Origin of the sequence: Anaerococcus faecalis (assembly GCF_013371425.1) — a bacterium.
Taxonomy (GTDB): Bacteria; Bacillota; Clostridia; order Tissierellales; family Peptoniphilaceae; genus Anaerococcus; species Anaerococcus porci.
Genome location: NZ_JABVBA010000003.1, coordinates 118,591 through 138,204 on the forward strand (window position 1 = coordinate 118,591; position 19,614 = coordinate 138,204).

Annotated in this window: 20 protein-coding genes; 5 read left to right on the top strand and 15 right to left on the bottom strand. The window is 29.7% G+C overall.

The window, feature by feature from the left end; genetic code table 11:
- Nucleotides 1-10 precede the first annotated feature (10 nt).
- The 4 genes from agaV to HV819_RS04100 are packed head-to-tail and all read left to right on the top strand — an operon-like array spanning nt 11 to nt 2,728.
- On the top strand, nt 11-487 hold the full coding sequence (agaV, locus tag HV819_RS04085; RefSeq protein WP_154539707.1) for a PTS N-acetylgalactosamine transporter subunit IIB: 477 nt from the start codon (nt 11-13) through the stop codon (nt 485-487).
- Between the two features lie 18 nt (nt 488-505).
- Complete coding sequence (locus tag HV819_RS04090) at nt 506-1,312, top strand: PTS mannose/fructose/sorbose/N-acetylgalactosamine transporter subunit IIC (protein ID WP_176269578.1); 807 nt, start codon at nt 506-508, stop codon at nt 1,310-1,312.
- The gene (locus HV819_RS04095) at nt 1,302-2,297 is read left to right on the top strand and encodes a PTS system mannose/fructose/sorbose family transporter subunit IID (protein WP_154539711.1); all 996 of its coding nucleotides are present in this window, start codon (nt 1,302-1,304) and stop codon (nt 2,295-2,297) included. The genes HV819_RS04090 and HV819_RS04095 overlap by 11 nt, the downstream gene beginning before the upstream one ends.
- Nucleotides 2,297-2,728 (top strand): PTS sugar transporter subunit IIA, encoded by a 432-nt coding sequence (locus tag HV819_RS04100; protein WP_154539713.1) that lies wholly within the window; start codon nt 2,297-2,299, stop codon nt 2,726-2,728. Before HV819_RS04095 ends, HV819_RS04100 begins: the two co-directional genes overlap by 1 nt.
- Nucleotides 2,729-3,022: 294 nt before the next feature.
- Here the strand turns inward: HV819_RS04100 and nagA are convergent, their stop codons facing one another.
- Nucleotides 3,023-4,150, bottom strand: a complete 1,128-nt coding sequence (gene nagA / locus HV819_RS04105) for an N-acetylglucosamine-6-phosphate deacetylase (protein WP_176269579.1) — start codon at nt 4,148-4,150, stop codon at nt 3,023-3,025.
- Nucleotides 4,151-4,619: 469 nt separating this feature from the next.
- On the opposite strand from nagA, the gene HV819_RS04110 reads away from it, so the two are divergent.
- Nucleotides 4,620-6,407, top strand: a complete 1,788-nt coding sequence (locus tag HV819_RS04110; RefSeq protein ID WP_176269580.1) for a homoserine O-acetyltransferase/O-succinyltransferase family protein — start codon at nt 4,620-4,622, stop codon at nt 6,405-6,407.
- Between the two features lie 51 nt (nt 6,408-6,458).
- Here HV819_RS04110 and HV819_RS04115 read toward each other — a convergent pair whose 3' ends face one another.
- The 14 genes from HV819_RS04115 to HV819_RS04180 form a co-directional block, all read right to left on the bottom strand.
- The gene (locus tag HV819_RS04115) at nt 6,459-7,790 is read right to left on the bottom strand and encodes an alpha-amylase family protein (RefSeq protein WP_176269581.1); all 1,332 of its coding nucleotides are present in this window, start codon (nt 7,788-7,790) and stop codon (nt 6,459-6,461) included.
- A gap of 247 nt (nt 7,791-8,037) precedes the next feature.
- Nucleotides 8,038-8,511 carry a PTS system mannose/fructose/N-acetylgalactosamine-transporter subunit IIB gene (locus tag HV819_RS04120; RefSeq protein ID WP_176269582.1) on the bottom strand — a complete coding sequence of 158 codons (474 nt, stop codon included), beginning with the start codon at nt 8,509-8,511 and terminating at the stop codon, nt 8,038-8,040.
- Nucleotides 8,512-9,435, bottom strand: coding sequence for a sugar phosphate nucleotidyltransferase (locus HV819_RS04125; protein ID WP_176269583.1), 924 nt, complete (start codon nt 9,433-9,435; stop codon nt 8,512-8,514).
- Complete coding sequence (gene galE / locus HV819_RS04130; RefSeq protein ID WP_176269584.1) at nt 9,436-10,458, bottom strand: UDP-glucose 4-epimerase GalE; 1,023 nt, start codon at nt 10,456-10,458, stop codon at nt 9,436-9,438. It abuts the gene before it with no gap.
- A 10-nt stretch (nt 10,459-10,468) separates the two neighbouring features.
- Complete coding sequence (locus tag HV819_RS04135) at nt 10,469-11,572, bottom strand: ABC transporter ATP-binding protein (RefSeq protein ID WP_176269585.1); 1,104 nt, start codon at nt 11,570-11,572, stop codon at nt 10,469-10,471.
- Between the two features lie 10 nt (nt 11,573-11,582).
- Nucleotides 11,583-11,762 (bottom strand): DUF6903 family protein, encoded by a 180-nt coding sequence (locus HV819_RS04140; protein ID WP_176269586.1) that lies wholly within the window; start codon nt 11,760-11,762, stop codon nt 11,583-11,585.
- A gap of 2 nt (nt 11,763-11,764) precedes the next feature.
- A complete protein-coding gene (gene gnpA, locus HV819_RS04145; RefSeq protein ID WP_176269587.1) occupies nt 11,765-13,924 on the bottom strand; it encodes a 1,3-beta-galactosyl-N-acetylhexosamine phosphorylase in 2,160 nt (719 codons plus the stop codon).
- Nucleotides 13,924-14,808 (bottom strand): carbohydrate ABC transporter permease, encoded by an 885-nt coding sequence (locus HV819_RS04150; protein ID WP_176269588.1) that lies wholly within the window; start codon nt 14,806-14,808, stop codon nt 13,924-13,926. The genes gnpA and HV819_RS04150 overlap by 1 nt, the downstream gene beginning before the upstream one ends.
- Nucleotides 14,809-14,817: 9 nt before the next feature.
- On the bottom strand, nt 14,818-15,708 hold the full coding sequence (locus tag HV819_RS04155; RefSeq protein ID WP_176269589.1) for a carbohydrate ABC transporter permease: 891 nt from the start codon (nt 15,706-15,708) through the stop codon (nt 14,818-14,820).
- 1,280 nt (nt 15,709-16,988) lie between these two features.
- Nucleotides 16,989-17,435, bottom strand: a complete 447-nt coding sequence (locus HV819_RS04160) for a hypothetical protein (protein WP_176269590.1) — start codon at nt 17,433-17,435, stop codon at nt 16,989-16,991.
- A 76-nt stretch (nt 17,436-17,511) separates the two neighbouring features.
- Nucleotides 17,512-17,775 (bottom strand): class IIc cyclic bacteriocin, encoded by a 264-nt coding sequence (locus HV819_RS04165; RefSeq protein ID WP_176269591.1) that lies wholly within the window; start codon nt 17,773-17,775, stop codon nt 17,512-17,514.
- 57 nt (nt 17,776-17,832) lie between these two features.
- On the bottom strand, nt 17,833-18,003 hold the full coding sequence (locus HV819_RS04170; RefSeq protein WP_176269592.1) for a hypothetical protein: 171 nt from the start codon (nt 18,001-18,003) through the stop codon (nt 17,833-17,835).
- Nucleotides 18,004-18,663, bottom strand: coding sequence for an ABC-2 transporter permease (locus HV819_RS11865; RefSeq protein ID WP_176269593.1), 660 nt, complete (start codon nt 18,661-18,663; stop codon nt 18,004-18,006).
- Nucleotides 18,644-19,525, bottom strand: a complete 882-nt coding sequence (locus HV819_RS04180; protein ID WP_176269594.1) for an ABC transporter ATP-binding protein — start codon at nt 19,523-19,525, stop codon at nt 18,644-18,646. Before HV819_RS04180 ends, HV819_RS11865 begins: the two co-directional genes overlap by 20 nt.
- Between the last annotated feature and the right edge of the window lie 89 nt (nt 19,526-19,614).

Here is a 19,614-nt window from a genome sequence, read left to right on the forward strand (position 1 = left end):
GGAAGTCTATATGCCAAATATAGTATTGACAAGAATAGACAATAGGCTATTACACGGTCAAGTTGCAACTCAATGGACTAAAGCTATAGGGGCAAATCTAATATTAGTTGCAAATGATGAAGTTGCAGGAAATAAAATGAGACAAAATCTCATGAATATGGCTGCTCCTACTGGAGTTGCTACTAGATACTGGACTATTCAAAAAACCATTGATACCATTCATAAGGCTGCTGATAGACAAAAGATATTTATAATATGTGAAAGTCCATCAGATGTTTTGAAGCTTGTGGAAGGTGGTGTTCCAATTACAAATGTAAATATAGGTAATATGCACATGGCCGAAGGTAAAAGGCAAGTAGCAGGTGTTGTTGCAGTAGATGACACAGATGTAGATGCTTTTAAAAAATTAAAGGAAAAAGGCGTTAATTTAGAAATTAGAAAAGTACCTACAGAATCAGCAGAGGATGTCAACAAATTATTTTCATAAAAAATCTAGGAGAATTTAATGAACTTTAATATAATACAAATAATTTTAATATTCTTAGTTACTTTCGTAGTAGCTATCGACCAATTCTCTTTCCTAGAGTCATTATATCAACCGATTATTACAGGTCCTGTTATAGGAGCAATCTTAGGCGATATGCAAACAGGTCTAGTTGTTGGTGCAACTTACCAATTAATGACTATAGGAAATATGCCTGTAGGTGGAGCTCAACCTCCAAATGCAATTATAGGCGGTATTGTTGCTGTAATTTTTGCAATTACATCAGGGCTTAGTCCAAACGCAGCTGCAGCTGCTGCTATTCCATTTGCTCTTTTAGGACAATATGGTGTTACAATTATATTTACTTTAATGAGTCCTGTTATGTCAAAGGCTGATCAATATGCCAAAGAAGCTAACCCTAAGGGAATAGAAAGGATTAATTACTTATCTATGGCTCTTTTAGGAACTATTTTTGGAATAATAGTAGTATTATTCTTTATAGCTGGTTCATCTTTCGGAGCAAAACTTGCTGAAAAAATTCCAGAAACTCTAATGCATGGACTTGGAGTAGCTGGTGGAATGATGAAGTTTGTTGGTTTTGCAGTTTTATTAAGACTTATGGTGTCAAGAGATCTTTGGGGATTTTTCTTTGTTGGATTTTCCCTTGCAGTTATAGTTATGGCAAATGATTCTTTATCAGGATCAGCTTTATTAATCATTTCACTTATTGGCTTTGCCATTGCTTTCTGGGATTATCAAATCCACTTAAAACTAAAGAGTGCAAGTGTTAGTGGAGGTTTCGAAGGAGGAGAAGAAGATGGAATATAATGATATGAACTCTTATAAGGACACTAACCCTAGTCCAAAGCTAGATCAAAAAACTTTAAATAAGATGGTTTGGAGATCACTTTTTCTACAAGCATCTTTTAACTATGAAAGAATGCAAGCTGGAGGATGGTTATATTCAATTTTGCCAGGTCTTGAAAAAATACACACTAACAAAGAAGACTTGTCAAAATCTATGACACATAACCTTGAGTTTTTCAATACTCACCCTTTCCTTGTTACATTTGTTATGGGTATTATACTTTCTCTTGAACAAAACAAAGTTGAAATACCAACAATAAGAGCCGTAAGAGTTGCAGCAATGGGACCTTTGGGTGGTATTGGAGATGCTATTTTCTGGTTTACACTTGTGCCGATAGTTGCAGGAATTTCTTCTAATATGGCATTACAGGGTTCTATAGCTGGACCGATTCTATTTTTTACAGTGTTTAATATTTGTCAATTTGCCCTAAGATTCTGGCTAATGAATTGGTCATATAAAATGGGTGAGTCTGCAATTGATATCTTGACTGAAAATGCAAAAGAATTTACAAGAGCTGCATCAATCCTTGGTGTTATAGTTGTTGGAGCACTTGTAAGTGTATATGGGGATACATCAATAGCTCTTGAAGTAGACAATGGTACAACAAATACTCCTGTACTTGTAGATACTATCGTAAATAATAATGAAATATCTCAATATGATGATCTATTATACAAGGATAAGGAGAAAAAAGAGTTAAATGATGGTGCAGTAATAAGAGATTTAGGAAATGGAAAATCAGAAATAGAATTTAACACATATGAAGAACAACCAGTAAAGGTTAAAATCCAAGAAGTGCTAGACGGAATAATTCCTGATCTTGTTCCACTTTCTATTACACTTTTATTATTCTTCTTATTGACTAAGAGAAAATGGACACCTATTAAATGTATCGGATTTTTACTAGTTCTTGGAATTGTTGGTGCATATATAGGAGTATTTTAATGACAAATGCAGTAATAGCAGTAAGTCACGCCTCACTTGCTAGTGGAATTTACTCAGCTATTAAAATGATAGCTGGTGACTTTGATAATGTAAGAATACAAGAATTCAAAGAAAATGACGACTTAAATCTCTTTGATAAAAAACTTAAAGAAAATTACGAATCATTAAAGGAATATGATAATGTTATAGTTTTGGCAGACTTAGCTGGTGGAACCCCTTTTAATAGAGCAGTAATGACTTTAGGTGAATTTGATAATGTGAGAGTTTTGGCAGGTCTAAACTTTGCTCTTTTATTTCAAGCTATAAATAGTGAGGGAAATAATATTGACGAATGTGTTGATGATATATTAAATATAGGAAGAGAATCAATAGTTTCATATAAATCGGAAGAAAACAATATAAATACAGATGATTTTGAAGATGGTATTTAGAAAGCAATACAATAATATAGGATTTTATAAAGTAAGGAAATAACTTTATATTATTTAAGGGGCTGTTGCAAAATGAATTAATCGTTGCAATATCATTTCAAGTCCCTCTACGACAATTTGGCCTCCATGAGCCGGCAGGCTATTCTCAAATTGTCTAGGAGTAACTTGAAATGATGCAACGATAGAAATTCATAATTTTGCAACAGCCCCTTTATTTATTCTTAAAGTCTTGTGTTTTAATTGCAAATTTCCAAGTATTAATACTTTCTACAATATTTTATCTTATATTATTTTCTATATCTCGTATCTTTTCTCTCCATTTAGGAAAGTTGCTTTTAGATTTAGTTCATCATCTAGCAAGATAAAGTCTGCATCATAGCCTACCTTTATCTTTCCACATACATCATCTATATCTACAGATTTAGCTGGCATTAAACTTGCCATTTGAACTGCTTCATAAACATCTACTATATCCCAATCATAAACATTTTTAACAGCTTCTTTAAGTTTTAAGATTGAACCAGCCAAGGAGCCTGATTCTAGTCTTGCTGTACCATTTTCTACCTTAACTGGAAATTCTCCAAGTTTATAATTACCATTTGCCATACCACCTGCCATCATACAATCTGTAATTAGAACAATTCTATCATAGCCTTTTTTATCTATAAGAATTTCAGCTGATGCTGGGTTTACATGATGACCATCACAAATTAGTTCTGAATAAGCATCAGAATTCATGGCTGCTCCCACCATTCCTGGCAATCTATGGTGAAGTCCACTCATACCATTGAAGGTGTGAACAAAGATATTAGCTCCTGCATCAATTGCTTCCATAGCCTCATCATAACTTGCATCAGAATGTCCTAGTGCAACTTTTACTCCCATAGCATTAGCTTTTTTAATGAAGTCTTTTACCCCTTTTCTTTCTGGAGCTAGGGCAATTTTATTTACAAGTCCATTTGACAATTCTTTCCATTTTTTAAGCTTTTCTATATCAGGATCTGACATATATTTTTCATTTTGAGCACCCTTGTATTTTTCTGTAAAAAATGGTCCTTCTAGGAATATTCCGCGAACTTTAGCACCTGTTACATCCTTGTATTCATCTCCTACAAGTTTTACTGCATCATTTAGTCTCTCTGTTGTATCTGTAAGAGTTGTTGGTAAAAAACTTGTAACACCACATTCTAAAAGTCCCTCACTTATTACATTTAGTGCTCCTTTTTCAGCATTCATTATATCCTTATTTTTGTAACCATGGATATGAGTATCTACAAGACCTGGAGCAAGAATTCCTTCTAAGTATTCATATTCTTCTGGTTCATTTTTTGAAATTGATTTTACTTTTGCATTTTCAACTTCTATATATAATTCTTTTCCAACACTGTCTTCTAATATTACATAATCTGCTTTATAAAACATCTTCTTCTCCTTGTACTTTCTATATATTATAATACCGACTACGATGAATTTATCAAAATGGTATTTGTTTATAAATGTTTGTTTTTTATTACTTTATACTTATTTTTATATGTTAGTAAATTTGATTAACTTAGGCTTTATTGCAAAATATTATTTAATTATATTGACTTATTTTTTTTATTATGATAATATATATAAAAATAAATCAGAACATAAAAAAGAAGAGTAACTTATAAAGATGATTTAAGAGAGCTTAGTTGTGGTGAGATAAGTAGATTTTTTGTAAGTGAAGATGGCCTTTTATTGTTGGCTTGCGATATGTAGCTTGCTAGGGGTGTGCCCCTTATAGCAGATGGTATTGTTTGATACCTACTAAGTCTATTATCGTGAGATATTAGAAAAATAAGGTGGTAACACGAGTCTTCGTCCTTTGGTCGAAGGCTCTTTTTTGTATATAGAAAGGAATATTATGCCAGTTATATTATCTGAAGAATTAATTAAAAAGGAAATTTTAGAAAAAGAAGACATTTTTACCATTGATAAATCTAGGGCAAAAAGTCAGGACATAAGGCCTTTAAAGATTGCCATAGTAAATCTTATGCCTAATAAGGAAGAGACAGAAATTGACCTTCTTAAACTTATATCAAATCATGCACTCCAGATAGAGGTTGACTTTATAAGAACTGATTCATATATAAATAAACACTCCAATTATGAAAGATTAAATAAGCTCTATAAGTCATATGAAGATATAAAAAACGAAAAATATGATGGAATGATAATTACAGGCGCTCCCATAGAAAATCTTGACTATTCTGATATAAAATATTGGGATGAGCTAAAGATGATATTTGACTATGCTAGGGAGAATGTCTTTTCTACTATTTTTATCTGTTGGGCATCCCTTGCAGCTCTTAACTATTTCTACCATATAGATAGTTTTTCTTATAAGGAGAAAATATTTGGTGTTTATCCTTTCTTTAAGGAAAGTGAATCTAGGCTTTTGGATGGCTTTGATGATGTCTTTAACATACCTCAATCAAGGTACAAAGGAATTGATCCAAAGGATGTAGAGCTTGTAGATGATTTGAAAATTTTGGGTGAAAGTGATGAGGTTGGCCTAAGTCTTGCTGCAAGCTGTGATTATAGGTTTATCTTTAGCCTAGGACACTTCGAATATAATAAATATACTCTTGATAGGGAATATAAGAGAGATTTAAAAAATGGATTATATGCTAAAAAACCTGTAAATTATTATTTTAAAGATAGCGATAAGATAAATATGAGCTGGAAATCAGCAGCAAGTCTTTTTTTCTCAAATTGGATAAATTATGCAGTATACCAAAATACACCTTATAGGCTAGATTCCATAAAAGAGAAGTCAGTATCAAAGTTTGGTGGCTCATCGCTTTCTGATGCGGGTCAATTTAGGAGAGTTAAGGAAATTATTAATAAAAAAGACGATAGGAATGTAATAGTCGTATCTGCACCTGGAAAGAGAAATCCTTACGATATAAAGGTAACCGACCTTCTTATAAAGGTTAGCGAGTCAAATGAGAAGATAAATAATATAGATAAGGAAATACTAAGACTAAGTAAGGTAAAAAATGAAGAAATTGAGATTAAAAATAAAATCTTAGAAAAGATAGGGGAAAGATTTTATGAAATTGTAGATGACTTAGACCTTAATAAAAATATAAAAAAAGAGATAGATGATTGTATTATAAGTGTGTCAGAGTCTTTAAATAAGGACTTTAACCTATCTCGTGGTGAGTACTTAAATGCTAAAATCCTTGCCCTCTACCTTGATTATGATTTTATAGATAGCAAAGATTTAATATATTTTGACCAAGATAATAAGGTTAATTTTGAAAGGACAACAGAGGCTATAAGAAAAAATATAAGAGCTGGAATGAAGGTGGTTGTTCCGGGATTTTATGGAAATAAAGATGGTCATATAAAAACTTTTGAAAGAGGAGGTTCTGATTATACTGGATCAATTTTGGCATCAGCCTTAGACTCATCTGTCTATGAAAATTGGACTGATGTTTCTGGAATTATGACAGCAGATCCCAACATAGACAAAACTGCCAAAAAGATAGAAAAACTCAAGTATAAGGATCTTGAAAAAATAATAAATTCTGGAGCAAGTGTCTATCAAAAGGATGCCATAGCTCCAGTTATGGATAAGAATATTACTATAAAAATACTAAATACCAACAAGCCTGATGATTCAGGTACTACTATAAAAGATTAAAATTCTAAAAGACAGGACTTAAAACCTGTCTTTTAATTAGTCTATAAAGTTTTACAATTTTAAAATTAACGCTTGGTATACATCTAAGGCCTCAGGTTCAAAGTCTCTTTTGTTATTTAGGATAATTTCGGCATCTTTTATCTCTTCTGCTATTTTTTCATCTATTAGGACAAAGTCATCTGAAAGATTTACCAAGACCATAAATTCCTCATCTTTGAAAAATCTTTTAAAGATATAGGCACTTTCATCAAAATAAATTTTCTCATAAGAACCTAGTCCATAAATTGAATTAATTTTTCTCATCATTATGAGTTCATGAATGTAGTATAAAAATGAATTTAAGTTCTTTAAGTCCTCCTTGTAGGAATTATTATAATTTACCATAGACCCATAGTAATTTTCAACTTTTGAAAATCCTCCCAAATCTGTCATCTCCCACCTTAAAGGGAGTTTACTAGATAGGCTAGTAGTTTTTTTAATCTTCTTTATAATATCATCTTCACTTAAATCCTTATTTTTAAGACTTTTATAGCTAGCTTTTATCTTTTTGTCATTTATCTTAGCTATATCAATATAATATTCACTTCTTGCTTCAATCTCTTCGCCTTGAAAAACGAAAGGTAGGGTTTTAAGAGAAAATAATAGGATATAAAGAGCCTTCATAAAATCATGTGACTCATCTTCATCATCAAGAATTTTATCACTTAGCCTAGGATAAGAAAGATTTGTTAAATCTATACCATAGTGGATATATTTTTCCTCTGTATTTTTTTGAAGTTTATCCAAAAGTTCGTAATATTTCCTATAGTTATTTTTTTCTATTATAGAATTTATATTTGATATATAGACTATATCAGAAAGATTTTCATCATCAATTAGGGAAATATCTCTTACTCCTATTATAAATATCAATTTATTTTCTTCGCAAAAAGACTTTATTTCTTTTAAAATACTAGAAGAATTATCTCCAAATCTTTCAAAGAAAAGATCAACATCATTAAGTCTTATACCCTTTACTCCCTTGTTTTTCCAATAAGATATTATATCTAAAAATTCATCCTTAAAAATATCTATCTTATAAGATTTAATAAGGTCACGAAAGCTAAAATCTAGGATTATTTTCATCCTAATTTCTTTAGCTTTTTTACATAGGTTTTCTATGTCATCTTCTTCTCCCAATTCTTTTTTTAGCTTATAAAAATCATATGAATTTTCATTTTCATAAAAAATATTATGTATTAAGCAATAGGTAAATCCAATCTGACTAATTGTAGATAATTTATTTTGTAATCCTTTTATATCTCCTATTCCGTCATTATCATGGTCAAAAAAAGACTCAACAAAGACTTCATAATAGCTTGATTTTTTTAAAATATTGTTCATTTTCCCTCGCTTTTAATGAAATATTTACTTATATATTATTACCCTTATTAATAATTTTTCTACATATATCTATATTTTAGTAAATTTTAAAACATAGGGTCATTATGATTAAATATAAATTAACTATTTTACTCAAATTATAGGTATTTAAATCTTATATTTATAAATATAGACTTTACCTATCTTAACTATAAATATAATAATATATAAAATTAGGCTTTTGCAAAATCTTGCAAAAGCCTTTTTCTTAATTTATATCAGAAACTTTTATTAACTTATCATCTGGAAGGGTAAGAATCATCACTTTTATACCTTTTTCTTCTATTTTTTCTAAATCTTTTATCTCTTCATCTTTCAAGTAGATTGATGGGGTGATTTCTTTTGTATCTATTCTTCTTCTTTGATTTCCTAAGTTTATTTTATCTATATTTAAACCCTTATCTATAATTTCTAATGCAGATTTGGTATTTTCTACTAAAAGTATAGCTCTTATATCTTCTTCTAAGTGTTTTAATTTATCTATTGCATCAGCTATAGAAAGAAAATATGATTTTATTCCTATAGGTGTTGCCACATTTAGGATTTTTATTTTCTCACTATCTTCTGCTATTTTATCATCTGCTACTATTATTGTATTGGCCTTTACTTCATTTAGCCATTTTTTTGAAACTTGGCCATGTAAAAGCCTATCATCTATTCTTGTAAGTACAACTTCTGCCATTTAAATCTCCCATAGATTTTCTTTATATACGCCATCCTTAAACATTTTTTTGAATTCTTCTTGGGCTGGTTTTAAGTCTTCCTTGTAGGTTATTCCTATCCACTTATCATTTGTAGGGAGTACTTTAACTTCTGCTATACCATCTTCTAAAAATTCTCCAATCATATTAGGTAGGATATATTCTGCATCTATTAGTCTATCCCTATTTTTTTCTAAATAGTTTTTATAGTATTTTTCACTTATTTCTATGAATTCTGGGAAGGCTGCCCATACATTCATTGAAACTAAAGAGTCTAGGTTTAGGAAATCTTCAGGATGATTTTCCTTAGAAAGCACTTTTCCATATTTATTTTCTATACCATGGGTTTCTTTAATATCTATTAACATATGGTCTTCATTTTCTAAGCATATTCCCCTATTTACTGCCCCATTTTTTGATAGGGTATTTTTTAATTTATAGCCTGCCATAGAAACTTGTAATTTTTTCTTGTTTTTTTCTATAATTTCCGGGTTATTTAGGTAGTCATACATTAGCTTGAAGACTTCCCTACCGTAATAGTCATCTGCATTTATTATTAAAAATGGCTCATTTATAAATTCTTTGGCATCTATAACAGCTGGGACTGTACCCCAAGGTTTAAGGCGATTTTTTGGAACTTCAAATCCTTCTGGAAGTTCTTGTTTTTGGAAGGCATATTCTACATCTATTAATTTTTCTATTCTTTCTCCTATAACTTCTTTAAAGTCCCTTTCTATTTCATCTCTTATGATAAAGACTACCTTATCGAATCCCACTTTTTTTGCATCATAGATTGAATAGTCCATTATTGTATGACCAAAATCATCCATCTTGGCAAGTTGCTTTACTCCTTTTCCATATCTTGAACCAATTCCAGCTGCAAGTATTACTAAACTTGTACTCATTTACGCCTCCTCATATCCATTAGGATTGTTCTTTTGCCATCTCCAAGAATCTTCACACATATCCTCTAAGCCATTTTCACATACCCAGCCTAGGATATCTTCTGCTTTTTTAGCTGAAGCATAACATTTTGCAATGTCTCCTTCACGCCTATCTTCTATTTTATATGGAATTTTCACTCCACTTGCCTTTTCAAAGGCCTCTATCATTTCAAGAACTGAATATCCTTCTCCTGTAGCAAGGTTAAATATTTCCACTCCTGAGAGCTTATCCATAGCCTCTATTGCCTTAACATGACCTTTAGCAAGGTCAACTACATGGATGTAGTCTCTTACTCCTGTGCCATCTTTAGTATCATAATCATCTCCAAATACGTGAACATAGTCATATTTTCCTATTGCAACTCCTGTTATATAAGGGATGAGGTTATTTGGGATACCCTTTGGATCTTCTCCTATAAGTCCAGATTTGTGGGCTCCTATTGGATTAAAGTACCTAAGTAGGATTACTTTCCATTCATTGTCAGATACATAAAGATCTGTCATTATTTGTTCCATCATGGACTTAGACCATCCATAAGGGTTAGTACATTCGCCTTTTGGAAAATCTTCTGTTATGGGGCAAGTTTTAGGATCTCCATAAACTGTTGCTGATGATGAGAATACTATATTTTTAACATTGACTTCTTTCATAGCTTCTAGAAGAGTAAGAGTTCCAGTTATGTTGTTTTGATAGTATTCAAGTGGTTTTTTTACACTTTCCCCAACAGCCTTAAGGGCTGCACAGTGAATTACTACATCTATTCTTTCATTTATTAAAACTTCTTTTATTTTCTCTTTATCGAGAACATCAGCTTCATAAAATTTTAAATCTTTTCCTGTAATTTTTTCTACTCTTTTTAAGCTTTCTACTGATGAATTTGAGAGATTGTCATAGATTACAACTTCAAAATTATTGTCTAAAAGCTCTACTGCTATATGTGAGCCAATAAATCCTGCTCCGCCTGTTATAAGTATTCTTTTCATATACCATCCTTTAGTTTTCTAAAATATTAATTTCTGTTTGTGGGTCAAAGAAATGCATTCTTTCTTGGTCTAAGTATAATTTTACCACATCTGCCTTTCTAATAGGATTATCCATATTAAGTTTTGCTAAATACTTATCTTTTTTACTATTTAGGTAAACATATTGCTCGCTTCCAAGCATTTCTGTAAAGGTAACTTCTCCTTCTAACTGACAAGGGGTTACTCTTTTTTGGTCATAAAGATGTTCTGGTCTTATGCCAAGTATTACTTCTTTATCTAAGTAGCCACGCTCTTCTAGTTTTTGACCTTTTACTATATCTATTGGAAGCTTATTAGATTCATTTTTAGCAAAGTATAATCCATCTTCTTTTATTATACTAGTATTTATGAAATTCATCTGAGGAGATCCAATAAATCCTGCTACAAAAAGGTTAATAGGATGTTGATATACTTCTGTTGGACTTGCTACTTGTTGGATTTGCCCTTTATTCATTATTACAATCCTATCTGCCATTGTCATAGCTTCTGTTTGGTCGTGGGTTACATAGATAAATGTTGTATCTAATTGCTCATGTAGTCTTGAAATTTCTGCTCTAGTTTGTACTCTTAGTTTGGCATCAAGGTTACTTAAAGGCTCATCCATTAGGAATACTTGTGGATCACGAACTATAGCACGTCCTAGGGCCACCCTTTGTCTTTGTCCACCAGAAAGGGCTTGTGGCTTTCTTTCTAGGTATTCTTCAAGTCCTAAAACCTTAGCTACTTGATCAACCTTGGTATCAATTTGGTCTTTGGGATATTTTTTAAGCTTTAGGGCATAGGACATATTTTCTCTTACAGTCATCTGAGGGTAGAGGGCATAATTTTGAAAAACCATAGCTATATCCCTATCCTTTGGTTCTACATCATTTACAAGCTTATCTCCTATATAAAGCTCACCTTTTGATATATCTTCTAGTCCTGCTACCATTCTTAGAGTTGTGGACTTACCACAACCTGATGGTCCTACAAAAACTATAAATTCTTCGTCTTTTATCTCTAAGTTAAAATCTTTTACAGCTTCTACTCCGCCATCATATATTTTATAAATGTTTTTAAATGTTAATCCTGCCATTTTTCCCCTCTTATGAAAATCTCCTGTTATATAAGTAAAGATCTAGCAATAGTAATCCAAGTGATATTATTTGGATAAATAAATACTTATATCCAGTAGTAGCATGTCCTATAAATTGTAAAATTACAGCTATTGTGAAAATTAGACCCAAAATTAAATTGGCCATTTTTTTCTTTTTATAATAATCCATAACTACTCCTTAATCCACTTTATCTCGCCTAATTTAAGACTTAAATCTTTTACATTTCCATCTTTATCATATACTTTTGTTTCTATATCCTTATTAGAATTGTTTATAATACAATACTCATCAAGGCCTTTGAAGGCTGCAACTTCTGCATATATACTTTCTGCAAAGTATTTTTTAAGTTCATCTTCCTTATGAGATACATACATGATGGCTCTTTTTATAATCCTTGTATTTTGGAAAGAATATGGACATCCTGCCATATAGAAACTTCTTCCCTTGCCATAGTCTCTTGTAGCCATTCTTACACCTTCATTGTAATAGTCTAGAATTCTTGTATCCTTATCTATGGCATATACATTTTCTTTTCCTTCTCCATAGTCTATCTTTCCTATTACATCCTCAAGTATAAAGTGGGAGTCTTCTACTTTTGTGAAATACTTGTTTCTTCCTTGTGAGAATCCACATTCTACATCAAGACCAAGGACATCCCTAAGTTGGAAAAATTTGCCATTTTTTTGATATGCTGATGGGTCTCCAACTCCAATAAATCCTCCACCATTATAAACATAAGAACGTAATTTTTCGATTATTTTACTGTCAGAAAAATAATCAGCTCCAGAAAATGCTGTGTAGGCATCTCCAGCATTTATTATCACATCAAATTCACTAAGGTCTTTTTCTTTTAAATCATCAAAGTTTATAAAGGATACATCTACATCCATACCTGATAAGGCTTCCATAAGTCCCATATAGGAGTAAGCAAGTTTAAATCTTTTACCATGGGCTACAATGTGTGAACCCCAACGTCTTATCTCGCCCCATGAGTTTAGTATTGCAACTTTGGCACTTGCCTTTGGAGTCTTTTCTGAAATTTTATCATAGATTAGCCTATATTCATCAGCAATATTTGCTATATAGTCTGTAAAGTCTTTAAATTTGTAGGCAAGGGATAAGTATCCACCATATCCAATCCTATCTAATGGACTTCTTAGAAGTGCTCTTCTTGCCTTTATCCAATTATCTCTTGCCTCAATTGATGGATCATTTCCTTCATAAAAGGTATCTGGGAAAAAGTATGGTAAAAATCTTCCCTCTTTCATTTGTGTGTCTATATCGGATATTAGTCTTAAAGTTATTCCATCTCCAACACTACCTACTACTCCATCAAGACCAATTTCTTTAAAATATTTGCCAAAAGGCTCTATTCCAATCCATGAATCTCCCAAAAACATTACAGCTTTTTTGTTATATTTGTGAACTAAGTCTACTAGTCTTTTTGCCCTCTCAGCTACAAATTTTGATTCAAAATCTATATAGGTTAGAAATTCTTTAGAAGGTTTCCTATACATTGAATTGTAATATCCTTCATCTATAAATACTTCAGGGGATGGTCTATAACCATATTGAGCTTCAAATTTATCTAAGGCATTTGGAGATACTGTATGAAGGTATCCAAACCAGTCTACATATTTTTCCTTAGCCTCTTTGTTAAATACTAGGGTAAAATGATAGAAAAATGTTGTAAACCTAACTATATCAGTTTTAGGATTTTCTATAAGCCACTTTTCTAGAGCTTCTTCTACGTATTTTGATGTTTTCTCCCCTCTTACATCCATTGGTATGTGGTGAGGGACATCTTTCCAATCATTTGTTATATAATTATACATTTGAGTTGGATCCCAAATGCCAAAGGCTAGGAAGGAAACTGAATAGTCGTGAAAGGGTATGGTTTTTACAATGACCTTATCTTTATCTAGGGTCCAATCATTTATATCAACAACTTTCCCTGTTGTCCTATCTCTTACTTCCCAGTATTTTTTATAGTCTGATTTGTAATCGATTTTTATTTGCTCATCATAGTAGTCTTCAAGTAGGTCTATTTCAAGACTTTCAGATGTAGCAGTTTTGAATTCACTTGAAAGATAAAGTCTAATAGCCTCATCTAAGTTTTTTTCAGCAAAGTCATTTATATCTCTTACTGTAAAGTAGGTTGTATATATATCTACATCTTCTATATCTTTAATCTCATCGGGAAGCTTTGTTCCGTCAGAATCTCTTATAGCATCTGCCTTAAGTTTATCAAGCATTTCCAAAGTTTCATTATAGAAATTTTCCTCACTAGGAAGGGTTAACCTTCCCCATAGTTTGTTTTGATTGGTCATTATCCTTTATCTCCTCCTACCATCATTCCTTCTGTAAGTTGTTTTTGTACTAGTATATACATTATTAAGGTTGGTATCATTACAATTACGAGTCCTGCATAAAGTCTACCATAATTTGCAGCCCCTCTTGCTGCTTGTTGTAGGTTAATAAGACCTACTGGTAGAGTTTTTTTAGTTTGGTCTGTCATAAGGGTTAGGGCTAGAATATACTCATTCCAAAATGACAAGAAATTAAATAATATTACTGTTATAACAGCTGGTTTTGCCATTGGAATCATTATATCAACCATGGTTCTAAAGTAGCCTGCTCCATCTATATAAGCTGCTTCTTCGTAAGATTTTGAAATAGATGAGAAGAAATTTGTGAGTAGATAAACTGTAAAAGGAACTGCAGTTGCTGCATAAATAAGGGCTAGAACGAACCTGTTATTTAATAGGAAAGCTCCTCCCATAACACTTGATAAGGGTCCTTGGTTTATCATCTTATTTAAATCTCTTAAAAGCATAAATATTGGAATTACTATATAGGAAAGGTTAATAAAAAGACCTGCTTTAAGTATGGTGCTAATTATTGACTTTCCTCTAAATTCCATACGAGCAAGTATATAGGATGCTGGTAAGGAAATTGCTAAAAGTATCACTAATCCTAAGAATGTAACCATAACTGAATTTAGGAAAAACTCTCCCATATTTGCAGCTTCCCAAGCATCTTTGAAATTGTCTAGGTAAAAGCTTGCTGGAAGTTTCCATGGATTTTGATAAAATTCTGTATTTGTCTTAAGTGATGACATGAACACCCACATAACTGGTATGAGGATAGATAGTGCCATTACTATCAGGCAAAAATATATAAATACCTTAAATAGTTTTGATTTTTCTTTCATTGCTCACTCCTAATATTGGATTAGATCTCTTTTAGTTAACCTATGCACTATAGCTGATAGGATAAAGGAGAATAAAAATACTACAACTCCTATAGCAAGTCCATAACCAAAGGCTGAATTGGTGTAGGCTTGTTCGTATTGGTAGTTTAAAAGGGTTAAACTTGCTCCATCTGGTCCTCCGCCTGTTAAAGCCTTTATGATTTGGAAGGCTATATTTATATTACTTATCACATAAAATGTAAGGGTTGTTCTTATTGTTTGCCATGTAAGAGGTAGGGTTATATCAAAAAATTGTCTAATCCTACTAGCTCCATCAAGCTTTCCTGCTTCATATAGGTGTTCTGGAATCTGACTAATAGTTGACATATACATAACCATATAATATCCAATCGCTTGCCAGATCATGGCAAAACCAATTGAGTAAACAACCTTGAGTCTATCTCCCAAGAAAGATATATTCTCACTTCCTGGATTTATAAGTCTTAAAAGTCCATTTATAAGACCTTCATCCATGCCATAAACTACTGCAAAGATTGATGCTATAACTGCAATAGATAAAATATTTGGAATATAGAAAATAATCCTGAATACGTTTTGCCCCTTAAATGATTCACGTGTCAAAATTGATGCGAAAACAATTGCCATAACCATAGTAACTATTGTAACTATAACTATAAGAAAAATTGTATTTTGACTTGCCCTAACAAAATTTGGATCTTTGACTAAAATTTTGAAGTTATCTAGACCTACAAATGTCTTATTACCTGAAAGTCCTCCTGTTTTAAATAGGGATTCTTTAAATACATTGAATGTAGGATATACCATAAATAATAAATAAAGAATAAAGGCTGGCAATAGACCAAAGAAAATAAATCTAGACCTATTTTTGCTATTTTTCATAAAATCTCCTTGTTTTTTAGCTAAGCTTTAAGGTCCTAACTTTCACACCAGGTAAAAGCTTTATTTTTAAAAGCTTAGACGCGTGGTAATTACCTTTTCTTTTATTATATGAAAAGAGGATTAAAAAGTCAACAATAATATTAAACGTTTTCTTCTTAGATTTTAATTCTAATTTATTTAAAAAAATTTTCTATTTTTTATTACAAAAATATAGTTTTTTTCACAAAATTAAAGTAGTTAAAGATTAAATATATAATATAATATTGGATTTAAGTAAATGCAAAAAGGGACGTTCATTTTATGCACTATAAAAAGTTATTATATATAATATTCTAATTTAATTTATCAAGTTATATTGGTAAACGGAAAGAATGAATGTCCTATTACTTTCTTTTAAATTGATATACTTTACGAAAATTAATTAATAAAAATTTTAAATTGATTATTTGAATAAAATAAAATGGAACCTTGCAAATTATATTGATTTACAGGGTCCCTTTCTTATTTTTAAGATTCTTATATTTTTCCTAAATTAATCATAAGGAATATATTTAAAACATTTGATTAAAGCTAAAATGTAAACACTTTTCTAAAGTTATAATATTATATTTGTTTTCCTTTATTTTTATCTCTTATCATAAGAAAAGCTCTTAAAATCACTATAATTAAAACTATTTCATTTCAAACATTATCAAGAGCATACTTATATCTTCCTTATCTTGATTTGCTTAGTAGAGTTTATACTATAAATTTGAAATTCAGCTGTGGCTGTCATTCTAACTCCACCTCTAATAGACCCTACTTCTGTCCTTTTTTTATATCATCGTATTCCTCGTTATCTATATTGTAGGTCTCCACATACTTGTTTTGCAAATCATAATTATTCAACTCATCCTCTCTAAACTTACCAAACTAAATATTAACTATAGCCTTAGATACAAATATAACTAAAAATAAATTTTAAACTCTATGATTTCTCTTTGTTATACAATTATACCTTTAATATTATAATACTTGCACAATGTATTCGATAAACAAGTATAATATCTATATATTCTTAATTTATAGGCTTATAAATTCTTTTATAAATTTTTATTATCAGGGTAATATATTGTTATATAAATAAAATAATAAGTTTTCAAATGTATAGATTATATACTAAGTTTAAATGAAATATAAATAGATTATTTGCAAAATTATTAACCTAGTATAAATAACCTATAGAAGAAATCTAACTGCTAAAGTTGGTGTTATTAAAACTTCTATTGTTGCAGCTAATATTAACAATATATATAAATAGATGAGTTTCTTTTTATTTTCTTGAAAAAAACACTTATCTTATTTCCATTATTGTTTTTCCAGCTTGAAATAATAGTACATAAATATATATAAGAAAACATCTCAAATATACCGTGTGGAAGAATAAGAATCATATAAGAAAAATGAGCAAACTTTGATATCAGTGATCCTAATATAATTCCATTTCCAACTAACCAACTATATATAATATATTTATTATTCATTGAACCATAGATTAAAAATAAAAAAGAAAAAGTATTTTTTAGAATTATACTTAATAAAGAATATAAGATATTATAATTTTCCATAGTTTGAATGATATTCTTTTCAACATAAAGACTTGAAATAAAAAATGTAAATATAACAGATCCAACATAAATTAAAGAATATTTTATAAATATTTTTTTTATAGTTCTTGTTTTTTTCATTTAATCTCCATAAAATACGGGGATACTTTAAGCATCCCCATTATATATCTATACCAATTCAACCGAAATAATTACTTTATGCTGAGTAAGTTGATGCACCAGCAACAACACCAACTATCCATGTAGGCATTGTTATTCCCATAATAATAGCAAACGCACTAGCTAATGTTCCACCATTACTTACTACTTCAGCAAGGTCATCTGCTAGAGAATGAGATATATCAAATCCCATTAGTCTACCAGCCCAAATGATTTCATTTCCAAATACTCCAATCACTAGTAAAAGTGAAGCTATAAAAATTACACAATTAATATATTTTTTTGTCTTTTTATTTTCCATTATTTCCTCTTTCTTTATATTAAATCCTTCATTTATTGAATTGATATAGAAACCAAATTAATTATTGTCTTTATACTTTTTTAAGAAATATGAACCTAAAGCAATAGGTATAAATGGTAAAAATGCAAATTCCTTGTTTTTTCCGATTTTTACTAAATAGCTCCACAAAATTATTGCTAAAATAGCTAATATTATACTCAAGTATCTGTATATTTTTTTGTTTGACATTTAACACTCCTGTTTATTTTTATTTAAACATTTTATAGATATAAATATTGATATTATAATCAGTAATATAGTGCTTATAGTTATTAAAAATATCAATAAAATTTTATTACTTATAAATATATTAAAAATATTTTTTATTTTTTTTGAGTCCAATCTTTTAATTAAGTACAAAGTAAAACTAGCAATTACTATAATAATAAACGATACAATTCTTTTATTATTGCTTGATAAGAAAAAGTTTAGTGGATTTACAATCGATAAATATATTAATGATGCTATTAAACCAATTATAGGAAAAATAAGCATATAACTTAACATAACTTTGCTATCTAAATAAAATTTTATTATACTTATTACTGAAGTAAATAAAAAACTAATTGTCAATATTAAAATATTTGATAAATATCTGGATACAACTATATCTTTTGATCTAACAGGTAAAGTCATAATATATTCTCTCCATCTGTCTTTATTATCTTCTTCAAATAATTCTAACGAATAACTTAAGGCAAAAAATTGAATTGATATACTAATTAGAGGAAGAATACTTGTTTCTATAATTATTGAAACTATACAAATAGCTGATATAAATACTAGTAATTTTTTTTTTGTAATTTTACTTAGTAATATTATAAAATCTTTATAAATCAGTCCCTTCATACCTCTTTCCTTTCTTTAACATATAAATTAAATTTTCAATTTCTAAACCATTTTCACTTAACGAATCATCTTCGTAAATGTTTTCGTTCAAATTACATGCTAATATAGTTAATTTATCGTTAGTTTCTAATACTGATAAAGGTCTAAAATTAGGATATCTAGTGTAAAAATTTATGTAACTATCAGTCTTTACAATTCTATATTTGTTTTTAATAATATCTATATTCTCATCTAAAACTATTTTTCCTTTATCCAACAATATTATTCTATCTACATTTTTTTCAAGCTCATTTACTATATGTGATGAGAATAAAACTGTATTATCATTATTAACATAATCTCTTAAAATCAAGTTAAAATCTTTTCTTGCAACGGGATCAAGATTACTAGTTGCTTCATCTAAAATAAGTAACTTTGGTGAATGACTTAATGAAGTTATTAACTCTAGATTAGCTTGCATACCTCTAGAAAACGTGCCTATTTTTTTATAATTAGAAATACCAAGATTATCACATTTAGTAAAGAAATAATTTTCATCCCATGTTGACTTGTAAATATTTTTTAATATTGTATTTATATCTTTTATACACAAATAATCTGAAAAACTTTTTGAATCAAATACAACTGACAAATCTTTCTTTACAGTAATATCATTTTTATATTTTTTTTTATTAAAAAGTTCTATTGTGCCTTCATAATCACTAACTATATTTAAAATCAATTTTATTAAGGTGCTTTTTCCCGATCCATTTTCACCTATTAGACCAACAAACTCACCTTGTTTTAATTCTAAATTATCTATATTTAATTTAAAATCATTATATGATTTTTTTAAATTATTTATTTTTATAAAACTTTTCATTTTAAAAATATGTTTTTCTCCTATTAATTCTTTGTTTATAATAACATATATATATATATATGTGTCAAATCAAACTAATTTAATTAAAT

Coding starts and splice junctions, on each gene's coding strand:
- agaV (WP_154539707.1), top strand. CDS start 11: ATGCCAAATATAGTATTGACAAGAATAGACAATAGGCTATTACACGGT.
- HV819_RS04090 (WP_176269578.1), top strand. CDS start 506: ATGAACTTTAATATAATACAAATAATTTTAATATTCTTAGTTACTTTC.
- HV819_RS04095 (WP_154539711.1), top strand. CDS start 1,302: ATGGAATATAATGATATGAACTCTTATAAGGACACTAACCCTAGTCCA.
- HV819_RS04100 (WP_154539713.1), top strand. CDS start 2,297: ATGACAAATGCAGTAATAGCAGTAAGTCACGCCTCACTTGCTAGTGGA.
- nagA (WP_176269579.1), bottom strand. CDS start 4,150: ATGTTTTATAAAGCAGATTATGTAATATTAGAAGACAGTGTTGGAAAA.
- HV819_RS04110 (WP_176269580.1), top strand. CDS start 4,620: ATGCCAGTTATATTATCTGAAGAATTAATTAAAAAGGAAATTTTAGAA.
- HV819_RS04115 (WP_176269581.1), bottom strand. CDS start 7,790: ATGAACAATATTTTAAAAAAATCAAGCTATTATGAAGTCTTTGTTGAG.
- HV819_RS04120 (WP_176269582.1), bottom strand. CDS start 8,511: ATGGCAGAAGTTGTACTTACAAGAATAGATGATAGGCTTTTACATGGC.
- HV819_RS04125 (WP_176269583.1), bottom strand. CDS start 9,435: ATGAGTACAAGTTTAGTAATACTTGCAGCTGGAATTGGTTCAAGATAT.
- galE (WP_176269584.1), bottom strand. CDS start 10,458: ATGAAAAGAATACTTATAACAGGCGGAGCAGGATTTATTGGCTCACAT.
- HV819_RS04135 (WP_176269585.1), bottom strand. CDS start 11,572: ATGGCAGGATTAACATTTAAAAACATTTATAAAATATATGATGGCGGA.
- HV819_RS04140 (WP_176269586.1), bottom strand. CDS start 11,762: ATGGATTATTATAAAAAGAAAAAAATGGCCAATTTAATTTTGGGTCTA.
- gnpA (WP_176269587.1), bottom strand. CDS start 13,924: ATGACCAATCAAAACAAACTATGGGGAAGGTTAACCCTTCCTAGTGAG.
- HV819_RS04150 (WP_176269588.1), bottom strand. CDS start 14,808: ATGAAAGAAAAATCAAAACTATTTAAGGTATTTATATATTTTTGCCTG.
- HV819_RS04155 (WP_176269589.1), bottom strand. CDS start 15,708: ATGAAAAATAGCAAAAATAGGTCTAGATTTATTTTCTTTGGTCTATTG.
- HV819_RS04160 (WP_176269590.1), bottom strand. CDS start 17,435: ATGAAAAAAACAAGAACTATAAAAAAAATATTTATAAAATATTCTTTA.
- HV819_RS04165 (WP_176269591.1), bottom strand. CDS start 17,775: ATGGAAAATAAAAAGACAAAAAAATATATTAATTGTGTAATTTTTATA.
- HV819_RS04170 (WP_176269592.1), bottom strand. CDS start 18,003: ATGTCAAACAAAAAAATATACAGATACTTGAGTATAATATTAGCTATT.
- HV819_RS11865 (WP_176269593.1), bottom strand. CDS start 18,663: ATGAAGGGACTGATTTATAAAGATTTTATAATATTACTAAGTAAAATT.
- HV819_RS04180 (WP_176269594.1), bottom strand. CDS start 19,525: ATGAAAAGTTTTATAAAAATAAATAATTTAAAAAAATCATATAATGAT.